The sequence below is a fragment of the Ketobacter alkanivorans genome (assembly GCF_002863865.1).
In the GTDB taxonomy this organism is placed as follows: domain Bacteria; phylum Pseudomonadota; class Gammaproteobacteria; order Pseudomonadales; family Ketobacteraceae; genus Ketobacter; species Ketobacter alkanivorans.
Genome location: NZ_CP022684.1, coordinates 889,273 through 908,228 on the forward strand (window position 1 = coordinate 889,273; position 18,956 = coordinate 908,228).

The 18,956-nt window shown below is 51.4% G+C and carries 13 protein-coding genes; 4 read left to right on the plus strand and 9 right to left on the minus strand.

What is annotated here, in order from left to right; genetic code table 11:
• Positions 1-237: 237 nt before the first annotated feature.
• The 3 genes from Kalk_RS03635 to Kalk_RS03645 are packed head-to-tail and all read left to right on the plus strand — an operon-like array spanning position 238 to position 5,245.
• Positions 238-2,355: a carboxy terminal-processing peptidase gene (locus Kalk_RS03635; protein ID WP_101892902.1), complete on the plus strand. Its 2,118-nt coding sequence runs from the start codon at positions 238-240 to the stop codon at positions 2,353-2,355.
• On the plus strand, positions 2,355-2,765 hold the full coding sequence (locus Kalk_RS03640; protein ID WP_101892903.1) for an HIT domain-containing protein: 411 nt from the start codon (positions 2,355-2,357) through the stop codon (positions 2,763-2,765). The genes Kalk_RS03635 and Kalk_RS03640 overlap by 1 nt, the downstream gene beginning before the upstream one ends.
• 41 nt (positions 2,766-2,806) lie before the next feature.
• On the plus strand, positions 2,807-5,245 hold the full coding sequence (locus Kalk_RS03645) for a hybrid sensor histidine kinase/response regulator (protein ID WP_101892904.1): 2,439 nt from the start codon (positions 2,807-2,809) through the stop codon (positions 5,243-5,245).
• Positions 5,246-5,263: 18 nt separating this feature from the next.
• Here the strand turns inward: Kalk_RS03645 and Kalk_RS03650 are convergent, their stop codons facing one another.
• Positions 5,264-5,581 carry a YqcC family protein gene (locus tag Kalk_RS03650; RefSeq protein WP_101892905.1) on the minus strand — a complete coding sequence of 106 codons (318 nt, stop codon included), beginning with the start codon at positions 5,579-5,581 and terminating at the stop codon, positions 5,264-5,266.
• Between the two features lie 86 nt (positions 5,582-5,667).
• Here Kalk_RS03650 and Kalk_RS03655 point away from each other — a divergent pair, with 86 nt between their 5' ends.
• Complete coding sequence (locus tag Kalk_RS03655; protein ID WP_101892906.1) at positions 5,668-6,996, plus strand: TolC family outer membrane protein; 1,329 nt, start codon at positions 5,668-5,670, stop codon at positions 6,994-6,996.
• Between the two features lie 72 nt (positions 6,997-7,068).
• Here Kalk_RS03655 and Kalk_RS03660 read toward each other — a convergent pair whose 3' ends face one another.
• The 8 genes from Kalk_RS03660 to gyrA all read right to left on the minus strand — a co-directional run bounded on the left by Kalk_RS03660 (position 7,069) and on the right by gyrA (position 18,890).
• Positions 7,069-7,914 carry an SDR family NAD(P)-dependent oxidoreductase gene (locus tag Kalk_RS03660; RefSeq protein ID WP_101892907.1) on the minus strand — a complete coding sequence of 282 codons (846 nt, stop codon included), beginning with the start codon at positions 7,912-7,914 and terminating at the stop codon, positions 7,069-7,071.
• A 151-nt stretch (positions 7,915-8,065) separates the two neighbouring features.
• A complete protein-coding gene (rpsA, locus tag Kalk_RS03665) occupies positions 8,066-9,742 on the minus strand; it encodes a 30S ribosomal protein S1 (RefSeq protein WP_101892908.1) in 1,677 nt (558 codons plus the stop codon).
• Positions 9,743-9,980: 238 nt separating this feature from the next.
• Complete coding sequence (gene cmk / locus Kalk_RS03670; protein WP_101892909.1) at positions 9,981-10,679, minus strand: (d)CMP kinase; 699 nt, start codon at positions 10,677-10,679, stop codon at positions 9,981-9,983.
• Positions 10,672-12,888: a bifunctional prephenate dehydrogenase/3-phosphoshikimate 1-carboxyvinyltransferase gene (locus Kalk_RS03675; protein WP_233716807.1), complete on the minus strand. Its 2,217-nt coding sequence runs from the start codon at positions 12,886-12,888 to the stop codon at positions 10,672-10,674. The genes cmk and Kalk_RS03675 overlap by 8 nt, the downstream gene beginning before the upstream one ends.
• Positions 12,889-12,911: 23 nt before the next feature.
• A complete protein-coding gene (hisC, locus tag Kalk_RS03680; protein WP_101892911.1) occupies positions 12,912-14,018 on the minus strand; it encodes a histidinol-phosphate transaminase in 1,107 nt (368 codons plus the stop codon).
• A gap of 1 nt (position 14,019) precedes the next feature.
• Positions 14,020-15,120, minus strand: coding sequence for a prephenate dehydratase (pheA, locus tag Kalk_RS03685; RefSeq protein WP_101892912.1), 1,101 nt, complete (start codon positions 15,118-15,120; stop codon positions 14,020-14,022).
• 9 nt (positions 15,121-15,129) lie between these two features.
• Positions 15,130-16,209, minus strand: coding sequence for a 3-phosphoserine/phosphohydroxythreonine transaminase (serC, locus tag Kalk_RS03690; RefSeq protein ID WP_101892913.1), 1,080 nt, complete (start codon positions 16,207-16,209; stop codon positions 15,130-15,132).
• Between the two features lie 5 nt (positions 16,210-16,214).
• On the minus strand, positions 16,215-18,890 hold the full coding sequence (gene gyrA / locus Kalk_RS03695) for a DNA gyrase subunit A (RefSeq protein ID WP_101892914.1): 2,676 nt from the start codon (positions 18,888-18,890) through the stop codon (positions 16,215-16,217).
• Positions 18,891-18,956: the final 66 nt, after the last annotated feature.

Consider the following 18,956-nt stretch of genomic DNA (forward strand, 5'->3'; position numbering starts at 1 on the left):
TTCAAGCGCTTTTTTGTATGCTATCAACACAACGAAGTTTTCTTTGAGTTTCAATTAATTAGATACGAGTCACAGTTGACATGGGGCATGGATGGCGGATTGAGTTACACTTACTGTACCGTCGACCATTACGTGCTTGATCTGTGTCCAGTGTACGTAATAAGGTGAGATCTGCACTACGCAAATCGATTTTGTTTACTTTGCAGCCAGCACACACTGGCTTTTATTGGTAATGTCATGACTCTAATAACAAAGCCCGTCCTCCAGTCCGTATCCGCATTCATTCTAGCGGCCACTTTTATTGGCACTTCTTGGGCTAATATTCCACCGACACCGGATAGCCTCAAGCCAACCCGGGCGCAGGCGATCACCTCTGTGCGAATTCTGGACGGCGTAAATCGTTACCATATGCGCAAACACGAGCTGGATGACGCGCTCTCCAGCGAGTTTTTTGACGACTACATTAAATCGCTGGACAGCGGTAAGGCTTACTTTCTGGCATCTGACATCGCAGAATTTGAACGTTATCGCCTGCAACTGGATGACGCCTTACAACGATCTAACCTGCAACCCGCGTTCGAAATATTTAATCGTTACCAGACCAGAATCACCGAACGACTGGAGTATTCCATCTCCCTCATTTCAAAAGGCATCGATTCGTTCAATTTTGACAAGGATGAAACGCTGGAACGTGACCCAAAGAAAAGCGACTGGGCCAAAAGCACCAAAGAGCTGAATGACCTGTCACGCCGCCGCCTGAAAGACACGATCATCACCATGCGCCTGATGGGCAAGTCGGATAAAGACATTCATGACACGCTGGATCGCCGTTATCATAATCAGTTGAACCGGGTTAAACAGGCCAATAGCGAAGACGCTTTCGAAATTTATATGAACGCCTTCACCCAGATCTACGATCCCCACACGCAGTACTTTTCCCCCAAGGTGTCTGAGAACTTTGACATTAACATGAGCCTGCAACTGGAAGGCATTGGCGCTGTACTGCAAAGCGATGACCAATACACGAAAGTCGTCAGTCTGGTTACCGGCGGCCCCGCGGAAAAAGCCCAGCAATTGAAAGAAGCAGATCGAATTATCGGTGTAGGACAAAGCCGCGATGAAATCGTGGATGTTGTGGGCTGGCGCCTGGATGAAGTGGTTCAACGAATCCGCGGCAAAAAAGACAGTACTGTCTATTTGGAGATTATTCCAGCCGATGCCAAGAGCGATTCTGATACTAAAGTCATCAGCATAAAGCGGGATACCGTGAACCTTGAAGACCGCGCTGCCCAATCGGAGATCATGGAAATCGATTCCGCCAGTGGCAAGAAAAAGATCGGCATTATCAGCGTACCCACTTTTTACGCCAATCTGGAATGCCTCAAGAACGCCGGTAGCCAATGTCGCTCAACTACATTTGATGTAGCTCACTTGATAGAAGATCTCAAAAAACAAAATATCGATGGCTTGGTTATTGATCTGCGTAACAATGGCGGCGGCTCATTAACCGAGGTGAACCAAATGCTCGGTTTGTTCATCAAAACAGGCCCCACCGTGCAAATCAAATCTTTTAACGGCAGCATCGAAGTGCTGGAAGATCATGACCCAGATGTGCTGTACGACGGCCCGATGGCCGTGATGGTGAATCGCTTAAGTGCATCAGCATCAGAAATTTTTGCCGGTGCGATTCAGGATTATCAACGTGGCATCATTGTGGGCGATCGCACCTTCGGCAAGGGGACGGTACAATCGTTACAACCACTGAACTACGGCTCCCGCGGTGACCGTTTAAAAGTGACCATGGCAAAATTCTATCGTGTGTCCGGGGTCAGCAATCAACACGCAGGCATTGTTCCTGATATCGAATTCCCCAGCCTGATTGATCATGATGAAATCGGCGAAAGCTCACTCCCTAACGCTCTGCCTTCTGACCAGATACGCCCGGCGCGCTACCATCGCGACCCTTTGTTGGAAACAAGCCTGACCTACTTACGCACAGCCCATGATGAGCGAGTAAACCACAACCCTGAATTTCAGTATGTTCTCGATCAGATGGCCAGCATTGCCTCCGCTCGAGCCCAAACCAATGTGAGCCTTAACTGGGCGGCCCGCAAAAAAGAGAAGCAGGATCTGGAAGCCCGCAGGCTTGCGATTGAGAACAAACGCCGTACGGCCAAAGGCGAACAGCCTTATAAAACGTTCGAAGAGCTGAAAACCAGCACTGAAGACAACGAAAGCAGCTCAGAGGCAAGCCACCGAGGCATTGAAATCGACTATGAACTAAAAGAAACTGGCTTGATATTGTCAGACTTTATCGCACTGCAATCACCACAAACCAGAATGGCGCAACATTAATGGCATTTGAGTTACACCCACAACTTGCAGCAGATACGTTTCTGGTCCGCGATGAGGAGGACCTCCTGTTGCTGATGATGAATGATCAGCAATACCCTTGGTTTATTGTTGTGCCCAAACAGAACAATGTAAGCGAATGGCATCATCTGACTGAAGAGATGCAAGTTCGCTTGCATCTTTACTGTGTAGAACTGGGCAAAGCTGTTGCCTCCACATTCGGCAGCAGCAAAATCAACACGGCGGCATTAGGCAACATGGTCAGCCAACTGCACGTACACGTGATAGGCCGTAATCAGCAGGATCCGTGCTGGCCTAAACCTGTCTGGGGCCAGCTGGCTGCCATTCCCATGGATGAATCAGAAGTCAAGGAACGCTCCGATAAAATGAATCGCTATTTTTCAAGCATCTGAAACCGTTTGCATCAGTCACTCCAATTCCAGTAAAGGCTTACATGCATACATCGGGTTTCATAATCACAGTACGACAACTGCTGCTTTGCGCAGGCATGTTTCTTTGCACGTCTTTAGCGTTTGCCGCTCCGGTCGCATCCGTCATAATCGACGAGCAGCAAAGTGTATTCAACCTCTCCAGTCACCTCGAAATCCTGGAAGATCCTGAAGGCAATGCACGGGTCAGTGATTTTATAAACAAACACCAGGATTACGACTGGGTTCATACTGATTCGATTATTCCAAATTTTGGCTATAACCTATCGGCGTTCTGGTTTCACACCACCTTGATAAATGGCCACAGCCAGAGGGCCGAGTGGCTGCTGAATGTTGACTACCCCCTCATAGATTATCTAGACATTTACATTGTTCGTAACAACGAAATCATTCAGGCACACCACGTTGGTGACCGACTCCCACACGAGCATCGCCCGATAGATCACCGCAACTTTCTGTTCCCATTGAGCCTTCCAGCCACGGAACCCACCGAAATCTACATCAGGATTGAAACCGAAGGCTCGGTAAAAATGCCGCTTTTCTTGTGGGAGGAAGCGGAGTTTATCAAAGCAGATCAGAGCTTCATGCTTGGCCAGGGTGTATTCATTGGCGGCATGTTCATCATGTTCTTTTATAATTTATTTTTATTCTTTGTAGTACGCAACACCTCATACTTGTATTACGTCATGTATCTGCTTTGTCAGATGTTTGCCTTTTCGGCTTGGCGCGGTTTTGCTTATCAGTATCTTTGGCCCACCTGGCCCACCTGGAATCAGATTTCGATAATATTCTTTCTCGGTGGCATGGTCACATTCTCTCAGCTCTTCTCCATATTTTTTCTCAATATACGCAAATACGTTCCCAAACTGTTTCTACCCATGTGTGCCTGCGCACTGCTAGGCGCAAGCCTGATGATTCTCAGCTTCGTTGGAGGCTATAGCTCACTGCTCCAGACCATAATGTATACGCTCATCGGGTCAGTCATGCTAAACCTGGCTGCTGGGATCATGGCGTGGGTGAACGGCGTTCATGTGGCGCGTTACTACACCCTGGCCTGGCTCACGGTCGCAAGTGGCTTTACTCTGTTCGCGCTCAACTATACCGGCCTTATACCCAGTAACTTCCTGACAGAAAACGCTGCGCAAATTGGTGCCTCGATCGAAGTAGCACTACTCTCAATGGCATTTGGCAGCTTTTTCACCGAAGAGCGAAGAGCAAAGTCCAAAGCCCAGACCCAGCTGCTGGAAAAAATGCGTGAAGCCTACAAAGCTCAAGCAGCCAGCACAGCCAAAAGTGAATTTCTTGCCAAGATGAGCCATGAAATCCGAACACCCATGAACGGTGTTATCGGCATCGCCGAGTTACTTCGAGAGACCACGCTGAACAAAGAACAGAAGCGATATGTGGACACAATCTACAACTCAGGCAACGCACTGCTGCATCTGATTAATGACATTCTTGACCTCTCTAAAATCGAGGCCAAGCGCATGGATCTGGAACGGGCCCCCTTCAATCCTCACGACCTGATCGACGAGTGCTTAGCTGTATTCCAAAGCAAAGAATTGTCCAGCAATCTAAGTTTCTATACTCGTGTCGCCAAAGATATCCCCCCGATCCTGATTGGCGACCCTACCCGACTGCGTCAGGTATTACTGAATTTAATGAGTAACGCTGTCAAATTTACCAAGCACGGCAGCATTGGAATCATTGCCACCATCGAAGAGCACAGCAACAACCGAATCGTCATCGGTTTTCAAGTGAAAGACACCGGAATCGGCATCCCAAGAGACATACAGAAAAATCTATTCACCCCATTCACCCAAGCAGACAGTTCTACCACTCGCCGCTATGGCGGCACCGGGCTGGGCCTTTCAATATGCAAGGAGCTGGTTCATATCATGAACGGTGACATAGGAGTGGAAAGTGAAGCATCCAAAGGATCTACATTCTGGTTCACCTGTCGCTTCGAAGTAGGAAAAAACACGGATCTGCCGGTGGAAATGCGCAAGAACAAAACGACCGAGCCAGAGCAAAATGAGCAGCTGGCCATAAAGCTACTGGTTGCTGAAGACAACGAAGTGAATCGGGTGGTTGTGAAGGGACTTATTACCAAACTGGGATCAACCGCTGAATTTGCAACGAACGGCAAAGAGGCGTTTGACTTCTATTCTGAAAATCACACCGAAATCGATGTTGTGTTAATGGACTGTGAAATGCCGGAGATGGATGGCTATGCCGCTACCCGTCACATTCGGGAGTTTGAACTTAGAAACAGGCTACCGCGAAAACCGATCATTGCAGTGACAGCTCATGCTGTAGGAGAGTCACGGGAACTTTGTCTGCAAGCGGGCATGGATGAATACATCACCAAACCCATCCGTTTGGATGCACTGCGAAATAAAATCAAAGAGACCATGCTCGAGAACAGCAACCTGGCATCCTAACGGTGTTGACAGTGCTCCTTATGAAAACTCCTCATCAAAGCAACGCAACAACCCCAGTACCGGATCCGAGTATATGTCCAGCTCTTTAAAATACTCTTCTGCCATAGGGGCCACTTCACACGTTGGCGGCAGCGGGTGCTGGCCCTCAAGTATGGCTCGAAAACGCGCTACGAACACCCACTGCAACCACTGTGAAAAGTTCATGGTGTCATAGAAAAACGGCAATTGGCTTTCAAACGCAGACGTTGGCGGTGACTGAGCCTCCCACAGATCAATCTCACGCATTTCCGTTTCAATATTTGCCAGCAATGCCAACAACAGATCTCTATCCGGCATAAATAACCCTTCACTCGAGTGAACCAGTGGACAATAATACACTCACATTAAGATTATCCCAAAATAGCCATACAACGGGGCCTTGCATGAAGATCAGTCAAATCAAGATAATGATAGCATCAGCAATATGTCTGACCGCCGCATCACTAAGCCAGGCGGAAACGCTTACGCTAAAGCAGACCTATGAACTTGCCCTGTTAAATGACCCTCAGTGGGCCGCAGCGAAAAACACCTACTCCGCCAATCAACAGGTTATTGATCAGAATCGGTCAGGCTTATTACCACAAATCGGGCTAAGTGGGTCGGTTAGCCACAGCGATGTGGAATACGATGACGTAGGTGAGGATAGTTATGACGGCCATGGTTATGCAGCCAGCCTGCGCCAACCTTTATTCAGACTGGATAACTGGCACACTTATCAATTAGGTAAGGCACTAGACAGCCAATACAGCGCTGAATTTCAGAGCACCAGTGAGGATTTCATCCTACGGGTGCTTACGCGTTATTTGGAGGTTCTGAGAGCCAACGCTAACCTCACCTATCGCAAGGCCGAGCAAGAAGCTATCGCTCGGCAGCTGGAACAAAGCAAACAGCGATTTGAAGTGGGCCTGGTGGCCGTTACCGACGTTCATGAAGCGCAAGCCGCCTATGATACTGCTGTCAGCGCGCGTATAAGTGCAGAGAGTGAGCAATTCGTGGCGCTACGGCTTCTGGACACCATTACCGGCACCAACGTCGACAACGTTGTAGATCTCAGTGAAGATCTGCCCATTCTGCCGCCGGAGCCCATCGATCTAAACCAGTGGATCGAAACCTCAATGGCAAACAACGCAAAACTGAAAGCTGCAATTTACTCCGCAGAAGCCGCTCAGCAGAACTACAAAAGCAAGCGAGGCAAACATGCGCCTACTATCGACTTGGTAGGTACTCATGCGTATAACAGCACTGACGCCATGACATCACTTGGATCGGCTACCCCAGACTCTACCAGCAATGTGATTGCGATCGAGATCGAAGTGCCGCTTTATACCGGAGGCGCTGTCAGTGCGAACCGCAGACAAACTCAGTTTCAATATCTGGCTGCTAAAGACCTGGAACATCAGGCTCGACGCGAAACCATTCAGGATGCCACCAACTTCTATCAGCTTACTATTGCTAACGTAGCTCAGGTTAACGCTCGCAAGCAAAGCACGATCTCGGCCAAAGTCGCTTTAGATGCCACCCAGGCAGGTTATGAAGCAGGTACACGAACCATCGTTGATGTTCTGAGCGTACAACGCAACCTGTTTCAGAACGAGCGGGACTACACTAACGCGCGCTTTGACTACGTGCTTAACTCGCTGCGGTTAAAGCGGGTTGCCGGTATGCTGAACGGCGATGAGTTGCTGGCATTGGAGCAATGGATGAAGCAGTAAACAACATTCAGACAGACACCTAACGTAAAAAAGGGCTCAATCTGAGCCCTTTTTTATTAGTATATTCTGACACTACTGACTGTGCTTGGCGTGATTACGCTTGGCCCCCCATATCAGGATTTTCTGATACCCTGTGGGCAGCAGTCGCTGCATGGTATCTATGACACGAGCATCTGTACCGATTAACACCCTTGCCTTATCTTTCAACACGCCCTCGATGATTACACGGGCGGCTTCCTGAGGTGTGGTTCGCGCAGCCTTATCAAACATCTTTGCCGCCTTAACGGGATCTTTGGTGCCTGCCTTGCCAACCTCACCGATCCTACTGCTGCGAACAATGTTGGTTTTGATACCACCAGGGTGAACACAGGTCACGTTAACATTGGCGCCTTCTATAGCCATCTCTTCACGCAGGGACTCGGTGAATCCGCGAACTGCAAATTTTGCTGCGTTATAAGCGCTCTGGGTGGGTACACCAATCATACCGAAGACGCTGGAAACATTAATAACGTGACCGGAACCTGACTGTTTCAGATAAGGCAGGAACGCTTTGGTGCCGTACACTACGCCCCAGAAATTAATATTCATGAGCCACTCGAAGTTGTCATAACTCATGGTTTCGACGGTTTCGCTAAGCGCAACGCCTGCATTATTAAAAATCAGATTTACCCTGCCATGTTCGGCAACCACCTGATCGGCCCAAGCGTAAACGGCCTCTCGCTCCGCTACATCCAGCAAACAGGATGTGCACTTTGCCCCCACAGCAACAACCTGCGCTTCGGTTTCCTTCAGGCCAGCTTCATTTCTATCCGAAATGGCAAGCTCACAGCCCAGCTTCGCCAACTCAATTGCTAAAGCCTGGCCAATCCCGGAGCCCGCTCCGGTAATCGCCGCCACCTTGCCTTGTAATTGCTTCATGATCACTCCTAAACAGCCCAATTAACCAAATGTCATCGTATACGAATTGTTTATGGAACTGAACTGCGAAGCAATAGACGCTCTTCCCTGCGACATAAAAAAAGGGCGGCTACCTAAATGGCAGCCGCCCTTTCTCAGACAACGTTAACAATTACTTGTCAGCGTTCTCCAGTTGTTGCTTGATCAGATCACCGATGGTTTTCGGTGCAGCTTCCTGAGTCTGATTCAGCGACTTAATGGCTTCTTTCTCATCCGCCACGTCTTTCGCTTTAACAGACAAGCTGATCACGCGATTCTTACGGTCAACACTGATGATGCGAGCTTCAACCTGATCACCTTCGTTCAAGTGTGAACGTGCATCTTCAACACGATCACGGCTCAATTCAGAGGCCTTCAGAGAAGCTTCAACGCCTTCAATCAGCTCAACCACAGCGCCTTTCGCGTCAACAGACTTAACGGTACCGGTTACGATAGCGCCCTTGTCGTTATCCTGTACGTACTGTGCAAATGGATCTTGTTCCAGTTGCTTGATACCCAAGGAGATGCGCTCACGCTCTGGATCTACAGACAGGATAACGGTGTCGATCTCGTCGCCCTTCTTGTATTCACGAACTGCTTCTTCTCCGGGCAGATCCCATGAGATATCAGACAGGTGAACCAGACCGTCGATGCCGCCGTCCAGGCCGATGAAGATACCAAAGTCAGTGATGGACTTGATCTTGCCGGAGATCTTGTCGTTCTTGTTGAAGTTGGTGCCGAACTCTTCCCATGGGTTGGGCTTACATTGCTTGATACCCAGAGAAATACGACGACGCTCTTCGTCGATATCCAGAACGATAACGTCAACTTCTTCGCCGATGGATACGACTTTGGAAGGATGTACGTTTTTGTTGGTCCAATCCATTTCGGATACGTGAACCAGACCTTCAACGCCTTCCTGCAGCTCTGCGAAACAACCGTAGTCAGTCAGGTTAGTAACCTTGGCTTTCACGCGGCTACCTTCTGGGTAACGGTTAGTGATTTCAACCCAAGGATCAGAACCCAGCTGCTTGAGGCCCAGAGACACACGATTGCGCTCGCGGTCGAACTTCAATACTTTTACCAGGATCTCGTCGCCAACTTCCACGATTTCGCTTGGGTGCTTAATGCGCTTCCAAGCCATGTCGGTGATGTGCAACAGACCGTCGATACCGCCCAGATCAACAAACGCACCGTAATCGGTGAGGTTCTTGACGATACCTTTGACTTCCATACCCTCTTGCAGTTTTTCCAGCAGCGCTTCGCGCTCTGCACTGTTCTCTGCTTCAAGAACTGCACGACGGGAAACCACCACGTTGTTGCGCTTGGCATCCAACTTGATGACTTTAAATTCGAGTTCTTTGCCTTCCAGGTGCAGAGTATCGCGCACCGGACGAACATCAACCAATGAACCAGGCAAGAAGGCACGAACGGATTCGATATCCACAGTGAAGCCACCTTTGACTTTACCGTTGATAACACCTTTAACCACTTCAGTAGCTTCAAAGGCTGCTTCCAGACGCTTCCAGGACTCAGCGCGCTTCGCCTTTTCACGGGACAGACGGGTCTCGCCCCAACCATCTTCCAAAGACTCAAGGGCTACGTCGATTTCATCACCGACGACAATTTCCAATTGACCAGCTTCGCTGATGAATTGCTCACGGGGAATCACACCTTCGGATTTCAACCCGGCATAGACAGTTACCCAATCATCATCGATGGAAAGAATGGTACCTTTAACGATGGCACCAGGGGTCATGTCCAGTGTTTTTAGACTTTCTTCAAATAGTTCGGCAAAGCTTTCGCTCATTTTTTTTACCTGTGTTTAATTGCTAACCAAAGTTAGCGATTACCGCCATACGCTACCAGCACCGTACGGGTTGTTTTATTCAGTTTTTCAGCACCAGCTGGCAAATACGGTGTTGAAAAACGCCAAAAAGCGAATGAAAACCACCCTGAGGTGAGTCCCCATACGCTTTTATTCTTATTTCCGGGCGGTGCCCGGTGCAAGCTTGCCTAATCTTATATGGCTAACAGAGCCACTCAGACTACTTCACAAGCCCTTTTTGTCTGGCATGATTCATTAATTCGGTGAACACCTCATCTATATTCATGTCAGTACTGTCTATTACGAATGCATCATCCGCTGGCACCAAAGGCGCCACTGCGCGATTCATGTCCTGCTCATCACGGGATTGTATCGCTGCTTGAAGGTCGGCTAAATTAGCACTCATGCCCTTCTCTTGCAACTGTTTGAAGCGTCTTTGCGCTCGCTCATCAACACTTGCGGTCAGGAATATCTTCAGTTCTGCATCAGGAAACACGACTGTGCCCATATCCCGGCCATCGGCCACCAGGCCCGGGGCCTCCCGAAAGTCATGTTGACGCTGCAACAGGCCCGCCCGAACACTCGGTAAAGCGGCTACTTTTGAGGCATCACGACCCACGTCCTCTGAACGGATGTCTCTGGTCACTACATCCCCTTCCAGAATGACTCGAATAGGTTGCTCCGGATCGTCTACCAGAAACTGGACGTCCATGTTTTCGGCCAATATCTGCAGGCTTTGCTCATTATCCAGAGACACGCCGTGATTACTGGCCGCCAGCGCCACTAATCGATATAGTGCGCCACTGTCTAATAGATGCCAATTGAGGAACTGCGCTACTTTTTGTGCAATTGTGCCTTTACCGGAACCGCCGGGACCATCAATGGTGATGACCGGTGCTGTAGCTGGACTGCTAGCCATTGGATTCTCCTACTTCTGCGACATCCAGCTTCATACCCACTTTCCGTGACAGTTCGACGAAATTAGGAAAAGAAGTTGCCACGTTAGCACAATTGTTTATGGTGATGTTGCCACCTGCCCGCAGCGCGGCAACTGCAAAAGACATGGCAATGCGGTGATCTCCATGACTTTCAACGGTACCACCGCCGTATGCACCACCTTCAATGACGATGCCATCTGGCGTCGGATCAGCCTTAACACCCAGCGCCTGTAGCCCATCCGCCATGACTTGAATACGATCGCTTTCCTTCACTCGCAGCTCCTCGGCACCGGTGAGTACGGTGGTGCCTTCGGCGCAGGCCGCCGCAACGAACAAAACGGGGAATTCATCAATAGCGAGCGGCACCTGATCTTCGGGGATATGAATCCCTTTCAGTTTGGCATGCTGGATACGAATGTCCGCCACCGGCTCACCCCCGACTTCACGCCGGTTAAGTACTTCCAGGTTTCCGCCCATAGCGTTAAGTATATTGATGACCCCAACGCGGGTTGGGTTAATACCAACATGCTGCAGGGTAAGATCGGCTCCGGGGGTAATGCTGGCCGCCACCATAAAAAAGGCAGCGGAGGAAATATCAGCGGGTACGTCGATTGTGGTGCCTTTAAGGCTGCCACCGCCCACCAAAGTGATTTTATTGCCCTCTGTGGTTACAGGATAACCAAAACCACGCAACATGCGCTCGGTATGATCACGAGTCGGCGCTGGTTCTGTGACGCTGGTGACACCCTCGGCGTATAAACCCGCCAGTAACACGCAGGATTTCACTTGAGCGCTGGCCATGGGCATATCGTAATGAATGCCTTTAAGGGGCTGACCGCCTTTGATCTTGAGAGGTGGCGTACCATCCTCACGACAATCCACTTTGGCTCCCATCATGGCCAGAGGCTTGGTCACGCGCCCCATGGGGCGGCGGGACAGGGATTCATCACCGGTCAGTTCCACGTCAAATTTCTGGGCGGACAACAAGCCCGCCAGCAGGCGCATGGAAGTGCCGCTGTTACCCAGATAAAGCGGCCCGTGGGGCGGCAACAGGCCATGGATACCCACACCATAAACTTTTACATGTCCATTATTGGGGCCTTCGATGGTGACCCCAAGGTCGCGGAAGGATTGCAGGGTAGCCAGGCTGTCCTCGCCCTCCAGAAACCCGAACACTTCAGTGACGCCATCGGCCAGAGACCCCATCATAATGGAGCGATGGGAAATTGATTTATCGCCAGGTACACGAATGGAACCCTTTACCTCACCGCCACGATGGGCAGTGAACACAACATTCTTTTCAGTCATAGTCTTACTGTATGCACGCTTTGCTAACATTTTGGTGAAATGATCCCGCGCCACCTTGGCTCGGGTCATGATGCCCAGCATGGCCTGGGAATCCTGCTGTTCCACCGCTGCTTTAAATACTTCGAGCCCGCGACTGAAGTGACCTATCACATCCAATATGGACTGCTGGTTGGCAATGAAAATATCATGCCACATGGTGGGATCACTGGAGGCTATGCGGGTAAAATCGCGAAAACCGCCGGCAGCGTACCGGAATATTTCCTGATTTTCATCCTCTTTAGCTAAGGTATCCACCAGCGAGAATGCCAGCAGGTGCGGTAAGTGGCTGGTGGCGGCCAGCACGCTGTCGTGCTGTTCCACGCTCATGGTGAGCACTTCTGCTCCAATCCCACTCCAGGCATGCTGTACCAGGTTTAAGGCGTCAGGATCGGTATCCGGCAGAGGTGTCAGGATAACTTTGTGATTCTGGTACAGATCGACCTTGGCGGCTTCAACACCACTGCGTTCAGACCCGGCGATCGGATGGCCTGGCACAAACCAGTTAGGCACCTTGCCGAACACGGCTTTGGCGGCAGCCACAACATTGCCTTTTACGCTACCCGCGTCGGTAACAACGGCGCTGCCATCCAGGGCCGGGGCCATGGCGCGCAACAGGGTTTCTGTGGAACCTATAGGGGCTGCCAGCATCACCAGATCGGCTCCGGCAACCGCTTTGAGTATGTCAGGCTCGGCGCGATCAATGACGCCCAGCTGCAAGCCTTTATCAAGGGTGCTTTGGGAGCGGCTGCAACCGACTATTTCGTTGCATAGCCCGTGAGCCTTGAGACCTAATGCAAAAGATCCACCTATCAAGCCCAGCCCCACAATCGTGACACGATTCATAGGCTGAACCAGAGAGGCATCCTTTAACATTGCGCCAACACCTTGGCCAGCGCATCCAGGCAACGGCGGTTTTCTTCCGGCAAACCAACACTGATGCGCAGTGAGTTAGCCATGCCGTAATTCGCTACGGGCCTGGTGATAACCCCTTCGAGTAACAATTTTTGATAAACAGCGGTACCTTGCTGCTCAAAATGCACCGTAATAAAGTTGCCCGCAGAAGGAATGTATTCCAATCCGAGGCTTCTGAAACCTTCCTCAAACTGCTGCAGGCCCTGCCGATTCAAATCACGGCTGCGTTGCAGATAGCTCTCATCATCCAGAACGGCCGTTGCCGCCGCTAAAGCAAAGGAGTCCACATTGAAGGGTTGGCGCACACGGTTCAATACGTTTGCCACCTGAGGATGAGACAGACCGTATCCAACCCGCAAAGCTGCCAAACCATATGCTTTGGAAAATGTACGAGTCACGATCAGATTGGGGTACTGATTCAGGTAATCCACACCATTGAGAACAGCATCGTTCTCCACATATTCTATGTAGGCTTCATCCAACACGACCAGTACGTGCTCGGGTACCTTGCTGATAAAGCGCTCCCATTCCTGCCGACCAAAAGAGGTGCCGGTTGGATTGTTAGGATTAGCAATAAAGATCAACTTGGTTTTATCGGTGATGGCAGATGCCATGGCGGCCAGATCATGGCCCCAGTCTTTAGCGGGCGTTACAACGGCAGTGGCACCACAGGCCTGGGTGGAAATCGGGTAAACCGCAAAGGCGTACTGGGAAAAAATCGCCTCATCACCTGCTGACAGGTACGCGCGGGCAATCAGATCCAGAACATCGTTGGAGCCATTGCCCAGGGTAATGGTGTCTGCTTTTACACCCAGCTTAGCGGCCAGCGCCTGCTTAAGTCTGAAGCCATTGCCATCCGGGTATCGAGTCAGATCTGCCTTGACCTGATCCAGTGCCTGCAACACTTTGGGGCTGGGTCCCAGCGGGTTTTCATTGCTGGCCAGCTTTATAATGTTGCTGATGCCAAGCTCCCGCTCCAGCTCATCTATCGGTTTACCAGGCACGTAAGGGGTCAGCCCCTGCACGCCAGTTGTCGCCAACGCTATGTAATCACAGGTCATATTAAAGAACCGCTTTGGGGTAGGAACCCAGTCGCTTCACGTACACCGCCAGTTCTTCTACGTGCTTGAGTACGTTTTTGACGGATTCCGTGTTTTCGTGGCCTTCGAAATCAATGAAGAAGAGATAGGCCCAGGTCCCATCGCGGGATGGGCGGGTTTCCACTCGGGTCAGCATGATGCCTGCCTCATGGAAGGGTGCCAGCAATTCATAGAGGGCACCGGGCTTGTTCTTCATGGACACAATGATTGAGGTTTTATCCTGCCCCGAACTGGGCACATGCTCTCGGCCAACAATCAGGAAACGGGTGCTGTTATGGGGGTTGTCTTCAATGTTGGAGGCAACCTTTTTCAGGCCATAAATTTCAGCGGCGACTTCACCGGCAATGGCTGCAGCGTTCCATTCGCTCTGCATACGCTTGGCCGCATCGGAATTGCTGCTGACGGGGATTCGATCCGCCGCGGGATAGTGCGCATCCAACCACTGGCGACACTGGGCAAATGATTGCTGGTGAGAGTAGATGCGGCTGATGGAATTCTCTTTGGTGTTGGCACCCACCAATAAATGGTGGTGTATGCGCAACTCCACTTCACCACAGATGGTGACATTGGCATGGGTAAAGGAGTCCAATGTGGTGTTGACGACCCCTTCAGTGGAGTTTTCAACCGGCACCACTCCGTAATGAGCGCTGCCGGATTCCACTTCACGGAACACTTCGTCAATGGTCGCCATGGGTAATGTACGCACGGCGTGGCCGAAATGTTTCTGCGCTGCAGCCTGGGTGAAAGTACCTTCCGGCCCCAGATACGCAATGCTCATGGGTTCTTCGAGCGCCAAACAGGCCGACATGATTTCACGAAACAGCCGCGCCATGGATTCGTTATTCAGGGGGCCGCTATTGCGTTCCATCACCCGCCGTAGCACTTGAGCCTCTCGCTCAGGGCGATAAAAGACGGCTTTCTCGCCCTCTTCCATACCCGCTTGCTTTACATCCGCAACTTGCTGGGCACAGCTTGCACGCTTATTGATCAACTCCTGAATCTGACGATCCAGCTGGTCGATTGTGTCCCGCAATGTTTCCAGTGTGGGTTTGGAATCAGACATGCTTTCGAATTAACCCCTTCGTTGCGCAAAATCTTTCATGAAGTCGATCAGTGCGTCTACCGCCTCCATGGGAACTGCGTTGTATATACTGGCCCGCATGCCGCCCACGGAACGATGCCCTTTCAGGTTTAACAAGCGGCGCGCTTCGGCCTCTTTCAGAAATGCTTTATCCAATGACGCATCCGCCAAGGTAAACGGCACATTCATGCGGGAACGATTATTGACCGCCACCGGGTTGGCGTAAAAGCCACTGCCATCAATATATTGATAGAGTTTTTCCGACTTGGCGCGGTTAAGTTTGCCCATGGCCTCTACACCGCCTTGCTGTTTCATCCACTCAAACACCAGCCCGGAAAGATACCAGGCATAAGTTGGCGGCGTGTTGTACATAGAGCCGTTGTCAGCATGGGTTTTATAATCGAACACGGTGGGGGTCGCCGGGATGGCGTTACCCAATAAATCCTCACGCACAATCACCACGCAAATACCGGCAGGGCCAATATTCTTCTGGGCCCCGGCGTAGATCAGGCCGAAACGGCTTACATCCAATGGTTCAGACAGTATGCTGGAGGAGAAATCCGCCACCAAGGGTACGTTTACCTCCGGGATGAAATCGAACTCCACACCACCGATGGTTTCGTTGGGGCAGTAATGCAAATAGGCCGCATTACTGCTTAATTGCCAGCGCTCAAAGTCCGGCACGGAGCTGAAGTTATCCTCCTCGCTACTGGCCACTACGTGAACATTGCAGTACTTTTTGGCTTCTTTAATGGCCTTGGAGGACCATTGCCCTGTGTTCACGTAATCCGCAGACTGAGTACCATCTGACAGATTCATGGGCACCATCGCGAACTGAGCACTGGCACCGCCCTGCAAAAACAGCACTTTATACTGATCAGGAATGCTCAGAAGATCCCGCAAATCACGTTCCGCTTTTTCAGCGATTGCCACCACTTCATCCGAACGATGGCTCATCTCCATCACCGACAGACCTTTGCCCTGATAATCGAGCATTTCAGCCTGGGCCTTTTGTAACACCGCCTCTGGAAGCGCTGCGGGACCTGCACAAAAATTATAGGCGCGCGTCATGGCGTTTATTCATCCTCTGGATCAGAATCGCTTACGTCGGAAGCGCCGACATCAGTGTCCGCCGGCGCATCAGAAGCAGCGTCGGAAGCTTCGGCCACTTCACCGTCCAGAGCTTCACCGTCCAGAGCCTCATCATCAAGCTCGTCGACTTCAAGCTCCGCAATACGCTCTACACCCACCAGACTTTCATCTTTGGCCAGACGGATCAACATCACACCCTGGGTGTCTCGACCTTGTACTGACACTTCGGAAATCCGCGTGCGTACCAGCGTGCCCTGATCCGAAATCAGCATAATTTCATCTGTTTCGGAAACCTGTACAGCACCAACGAGGGCGCCGTTACGATCGCTGCAGCGCATGGCGATGATGCCTTTTCCGCCGCGACCTTTGGTGGGGAAGTCTTCTACCGCGGTACGCTTGCCATAGCCGTTTACACTGGCGGTCAGTACTTGATGTCCGGGCTGCGGCACGATCAGGGAGATCAGATCCACACCCTCAGGCAGGTTCACACCGCGTACACCACGGGCAGTACGCCCCATGGCCCGCACATTTTCTTCTTTGAAACGAACAGCTTTACCTTCGGAGGTGAACAGCATGATGTCCTGTTCGCCATCGGTGATATCAACACCCACCAGACGGTTGCCGTCGTCCAATTCAATAGCGATCAAACCGGAACTGCGAGGACGGGAGAATGCCTCCAGCTCCACTTTCTTGACGGTACCATTACTGGTGGCCATGAAAACGAACTTGCCGGACTCGTACTCTCGCAGCGGTAGAATCGCTGTGATTTTTTCTTCTTCCGATAGCGGTAGCAGGTTCACGATGGGACGACCACGGGACTGGCGACCAGCCTGCGGGATCTGATACACCTTCATCCAATAAACCTTGCCCTGATTACTGAAGCAAAGAATGGTGTCGTGAGTGCTGGTGACCAGAAGGTGCTCCACGTAATCTTCATCTTTAACCGACGCTGCCGCCTTACCCTTACCACCGCGGCGCTGGGCCTGATAGTTGCCGATTGGCTGGGTTTTGGCGTAACCACCGTGGGACAGAGTGACCACTACGTTTTCTTCAGGGATCAGATCTTCGTTGGTGAGATCCATGCGCGAAGCAACGATCTCGGTACGGCGCTCATCGGCGTACTGCTGGCGGATTTCAACCAGCTCGTCACGAATCACTTTCATCAACAGTTCGGGGTCTGCAAGGATCGCCATCAGCTCGCTGATCAGGTCCAGTTTTTCCTGATATTCCTTGAGCAGCTTGTCGGTCTCCAGACCTGTCAGGCGATGCAGGCGCATGTCGAGAATTTCTTTGGCTTGCACTTCTGACAGGTAATACAGGCCATCATCACGCAAACCAAATTTGTCATCAATATTGTCGGGGCGACAGGCTTCCGGGCCACCGGCACGTTCCAGCATGTCCAGCACGTTACCGGGCTTCCAGCCCTGCCCCATCAAACGCTCCTCAGCTTCTGCACGGCCGGGGGACGATCTGATCAGCTCAATTACGGGGTCGATATTGGCCAGGGCCACAGCCAGGCCTTCCAACACGTGACCGCGCTCGCGGGCTTTGCGCAGATCGAATACGGTACGGCGGGTGACTACCTCACGACGATGACGGATAAAGGCCTCGACGATGCCTTTCAGGTTCATCAGTCGTGGCTGACCGTCCATCAGGGCCACCATGTTGATGCCAAACACGGTTTCCAGCTGAGTCTGCGAGTAGAGGTTGTTGAGCAGCACTTCGCCGTTGTCGCCACGGCGCACCTCGATAACCACACGAATGCCGTCTTTATCGGACTCGTCGCGGATCTCGCTGATGCCTTCAATGCGTTTTTCTTTCACCAGCTCGGCGATCTTCTCGATCAGGCGGGCTTTGTTCACCTGATAGGGGATCTCGGTGATGATGATGGTTTCTTTGCCGTTCTTTTCGGTCTCGATATGGGCGCGGGCGCGCATATACATGCGGCCACGACCGGTACGATAGGCTTCGATGATGCCGGAACGACCGTTAATGATGCCGTAGGTAGGCAGGTCAGGACCCTGGATGTATTCCATCAGGCCATCGATATCAATATCGGGGTTGTCGATGCAGGCCAGGGTGCCGTCGATCACCTCTCCCAGGTTGTGGGGAGGGATGTTGGTGGCCATGCCTACCGCAATACCGGATGAACCGTTGATCAGCAGATTGGGGACTCGAGTAGGCAGCACCGATGGCATCTGCTCGTTGCCGTCGTAGTTGGGCACAAAATCGACGGTTTCTTTTTCGAGATCTGCCAGTAGATCATGGGCGATCTTGGACATGCGCACTTCGGTGTATCGCATGGCTGCCGCGTTATCGCCATCGATGGAACCGAAGTTACCCTGCCCATCCACCAGCATGTAGCGCAGCGAAAAAGGCTGCGCCATACGGACGATGGTGTCGTATACCGCGGAATCACCGTGCGGGTGATATTTACCGATTACGTCACCCACCACACGGGCAGATTTCTTGTAGGGTTTGTTGTAGACGTTACCCAGCTCGTGCATGGCGTACAATACGCGGCGGTGTACGGGTTTCAGTCCATCGCGCACATCTGGCAAAGCTCGCCCCACGATTACGCTCATGGCGTAATCCAGGTAGGATTGTTTTAGCTCGTCTTCGATGTTGACCGGTAGGATTTCTTTGGCTAGTTCTGACATCGGGTTCCTGATCTGCTGTTGACGGCTGTGAGCGGACTCATTCGGGGCCCAAGCTGCACAGTAACC